The sequence below is a fragment of the Pseudomonas sp. BN515 genome (genome assembly GCF_029873155.1).
In the GTDB taxonomy this organism is placed as follows: Bacteria; Pseudomonadota; Gammaproteobacteria; order Pseudomonadales; family Pseudomonadaceae; genus Metapseudomonas.
Window position 1 is genome coordinate 1 of sequence record NZ_SSOH01000051.1, and the last position, 3,924, is coordinate 3,924.

4 protein-coding genes are annotated in these 3,924 nt (G+C 66.2%); 3 read left to right on the forward strand and 1 reads right to left on the reverse strand.

All coding sequences use genetic code 11. The features are described 5' to 3' along the window. The 3 genes from E8E91_RS13490 to lipA form a co-directional block, all read left to right on the forward strand. A partial coding sequence (locus tag E8E91_RS13490; RefSeq protein ID WP_280376168.1) for an L-serine ammonia-lyase occupies positions 1-869 on the forward strand: 869 nt, incomplete at its 5' end. Positions 870-946: 77 nt separating this feature from the next. Then, positions 947-2,071 carry a glycine cleavage system aminomethyltransferase GcvT gene (gene gcvT, locus E8E91_RS13495; RefSeq protein WP_280376169.1) on the forward strand — a complete coding sequence of 375 codons (1,125 nt, stop codon included), beginning with the start codon at positions 947-949 and terminating at the stop codon, positions 2,069-2,071. A gap of 106 nt (positions 2,072-2,177) precedes the next feature. Then, on the forward strand, positions 2,178-3,170 hold the full coding sequence (lipA, locus tag E8E91_RS13500; protein ID WP_280376170.1) for a lipoyl synthase: 993 nt from the start codon (positions 2,178-2,180) through the stop codon (positions 3,168-3,170). Here the strand turns inward: lipA and E8E91_RS13505 are convergent. Further along, a partial coding sequence (locus tag E8E91_RS13505) for a calcium-binding protein (protein ID WP_280376171.1) occupies positions 3,160-3,924 on the reverse strand: 765 nt, incomplete at its 5' end. The two genes, lipA and E8E91_RS13505, sit on opposite strands and share 11 nt — an antisense overlap.

Genomic DNA, 3,924 nt, shown 5'->3' on the forward strand with positions numbered 1-3,924 from the left:
TGCCCTACCCGTTCAAGACTGGCAAGGAGATGCTTGCCCACTGCACCGCCAGCGGCTTGTCCATCAGCGGTCTGATGCGTGAGAACGAGAAGGCCTGGCGCACCCCCGAAGACACCAGCGCCGGACTGATGAAGATCTGGCAGGTGATGCAGGACTGCGTGAAGGCCGGTTGCCGCAAGGAAGGCATCATGCCCGGCGGACTCAAGGTCAAGCGCCGCGCCGCCGCACTGTACCGCCAGCTCAGCGAGCAGCCGGAAGCCAACCTGCGCGACAGCCTGTCGGTGCTCGACTGGGTCAACCTCTACGCCCTCGCGGTGAACGAGGAAAACGCCACCGGCGGCCGCGTGGTCACCGCGCCCACCAACGGCGCGGCGGGCATCGTCCCGGCAGTGCTGCACTACTACAGCCGCTTCGTGCCCGGCGCCAATAACGACGGCGTCGAGCGCTTCCTGCTCACCGCCGCCGCCATCGGCATCCTCTACAAGGAAAACGCCTCGATCTCCGGTGCCGAAGTCGGCTGCCAGGGCGAGGTCGGCGTGGCCTGTTCGATGGCCGCCGGCGCCCTCTGCGAAGTCCTCGGCGGCACCCCGCAGCAGGTCGAGAACGCCGCCGAGATCGGCATGGAACACAACCTCGGGCTGACCTGCGACCCGGTCGGCGGCCTGGTCCAGGTGCCCTGCATCGAGCGCAACGCGATGGGCTCGGTGAAGGCCATCAACGCCGCACGCATGGCCCTGCGCGGCGACGGCCAGCACTTCATCTCGCTCGACAAGGTGATCCGCACCATGCGCCAGACCGGCGCCGACATGAAGAGCAAATACAAGGAAACCGCCCGCGGCGGCCTCGCCGTGAACATCATCGAATGCTGAACCACCGTCCGTAGGGTGCGCCGTGCGCACCACAGACGTTCATCGGTGCGCATGGCGCACCCTACTGGAGATTCCGCGTGACTACCGAAACCCTCGCCAAAACCCCGCTGCACGCCCTGCACCTCGAACTCGGCGCCCGCATGGTGCCCTTCGCCGGCTACGACATGCCGGTGCAGTACCCGCTCGGCGTGCTCAAGGAGCACCTGCACACCCGCGAGCAGGCCGGCCTGTTCGACGTCTCGCACATGGGCCAGGTCCTCCTGCGGGGCGAGAACGCCGCCCGTGCCCTGGAAAGCCTGGTGCCGGTGGACATCCTCGACCTGCCGCTGGGCACCCAGCGCTATGCCATGTTCACCGACGAAAACGGCGGCATCCTCGACGACCTGATGGTCGCCCGCCTGGCGGACGACACCCTGTTCCTGGTGGTCAACGCCGCCTGCAAGGACCAGGACCTGGCGCACCTGCGCAAGCACCTCGGCGAGCAGTGCGAAATCGAGTCGCTGTTCGAGTCCCGTGCCCTGCTCGCGCTGCAAGGCCCGGCCGCCGCCGCAGTGCTCGGCCGCCTCGCCCCGGAAGTGCAGGCAATGACCTTCATGCAATTCGCCAGCGTGAACCTGCAAGGTGTGGCCTGCTATGTCAGCCGCTCCGGCTACACCGGCGAGGACGGCTACGAGATTTCCGTTCCGGTCGAGCATGCCGATGCGTTGGCTCGTGCCCTGCTGGAGCAGCCGGAAGTCCAGCCGATCGGTCTCGGCGCGCGCGACTCGCTGCGCCTGGAAGCCGGCCTGTGCCTCTATGGCCACGACATGAGCACCGCCACCACCCCGGTGGAGGCCAGCCTCGGCTGGGCCATCTCCAAGGCCCGCCGCGCCGATGGCCTGCGTGCCGGCAACTTCCCCGGCGCCGGCCAGGTCTTCGCCCAGCAGCGCGACGGCGTGCCGAGCAAGCGTGTCGGCCTGCTGCCGCTGGAGCGTGTGCCGGTCCGCGAAGGCGCCGAGATAGTCGATGCCGAGGGCACGGTGATTGGCCGCGTCTCCAGCGGCGGCTTCGGCCCCAGCCTGGGTGCGCCGGTGGCCATGGGTTACGTGAGCGCCAGCCACGCCGCCCTGGACAGCGAGGTCTGGGCCCTGGTGCGCGGCAAGCGCGTCGCCATGAAAGTCGCCAAAACCCCCTTCGTGCCGCAGCGTTACTACCGCGGCTGAGAGCTGTTGCCGTCCTTGAACGGGTAGGAGCGAGCTCTGCTCGCGAACAAAAGCTTCGCGAGCAAGCTCGCTCCTACGAAAAACGCCGAGCCTTCGGAGCAAGAACATGACCGAAACCCAGATCACCCCGCGTCCGCAACCGTTGCAGGCCGGCGTAAAACTGCGCGGCGCCGAGAAGGTCGCGCGCATTCCCGTGAAGATCATTCCCACCGAAGACGTGCCGCGCAAACCGGACTGGATCCGCGTGCCCATTGCCACCTCGCCGGAGGTGGCCCGAATCAAGCAACTGCTGCGCAAGCACAAGCTGCACAGCGTTTGCGAGGAAGCCTCCTGCCCGAACCTGGGCGAGTGCTTCTCTGGCGGTACCGCCACCTTCATGATCATGGGCGACATCTGCACCCGTCGCTGCCCCTTCTGCGACGTCGGCCACGGCCGGCCGAAGCCGCTGGCCCCGGACGAGCCGAAGAACCTGGCCATTGCCATCGCCGACCTGCGCCTGAAGTACGTGGTGATCACTTCGGTGGACCGGGACGACCTGCGCGACGGCGGTGCCCAGCACTTCGTCGACTGCCTGCGCGAGATCCGCAAGCTGTCCCCCGGCGTCCAGCTGGAAACCCTGGTGCCGGACTATCGTGGGCGCATGGACGTGGCGCTCGCCATCACCGAGCAGGAGCCGCCGGATGTGTTCAACCACAACCTGGAAACCGTGCCGCGCCTGTACAAGGCCGCGCGTCCGGGTTCGGACTTCGAGTGGTCGCTGGACCTCTTGGAGAATTTCAAGAAGCGCGTGCCCCAGGTACCGACCAAATCCGGCCTGATGCTGGGCCTGGGCGAGACGGACGACGAAGTGATCGAAGTGATGCAGCGCATGCGCGAGCACAATATCGACATGCTGACCCTCGGCCAGTATCTGCAACCGTCGCGCAACCACCTGCCGGTGCAGCGCTTCGTGCACCCAGACACCTTCGCCTGGTTCGCAGAAAAAGGTGCCGAGATGGGCTTCAAGCATGTGGCATCCGGCCCGCTGGTGCGCTCCTCCTATCACGCCGACCAGCAGGCAAACGGACTGGGCCGGCAATCACACCCGATCAGGCAATGATGTTGGCGGCCGCCAGGGTCGACACTCCCACGAGGGAAATCTCGAACTCCGCCACGGCATCCGCATCGGTGCTGCCATAGAGGATGCCATTGGCAAAACGCAGCTGGCCGGTGGCATCCATACCGCTGAATGCCGCCGAGCCAATGAAGCTGAATGCATCATTGGCCACCGTGCCGGGCTTAGCGTCGATGACAGACAGATTAATCTTGTCGCCATCGGTGCTCCGGAAATCGGTGATCACATCGCGCAGCGCACCAGTTCCCAATTCGCTCAGGGCATTGAACGAGAACACATCAGCCCCGGCCCCGCCGGTCAGTCGATCGGTGCCGGCACCGCCGATCAGCACGTTGGCGGCAGCATTGCCGGTCAGGGTGTCGTTGAAGGCACTGCCAGTCAGGTTCTCGAAGGCCAGCAGGGTATCGGAGCCCGAACCGCCAGTAGTCTGGGCCGTGGTCAGCGCCAGGTTGGCATTCACGCCGGCTGTGGCGAAGGCATAGGACGCGGTGTCCACACCCGCTCCGCCATTGAGCACATTGTTGCCAGCGCCCGCATAGATCACGTTGTTCAAGGCGTTACCGGTACCGTTGGCCGCACCGCCGGACAGCAGGCGAAGGTTCTCGACGTTGGTGCCGAGGGTGTAGGCCGACAGGGAGCTGTACACGGTGTCGCTGCCACCGCTGGCCAGCACTGCGTTGGTTTCCTGGACCACGTCGCTGGCGCTGTCCACGTAGTAGACGTCGGAACCGTCGCCGCC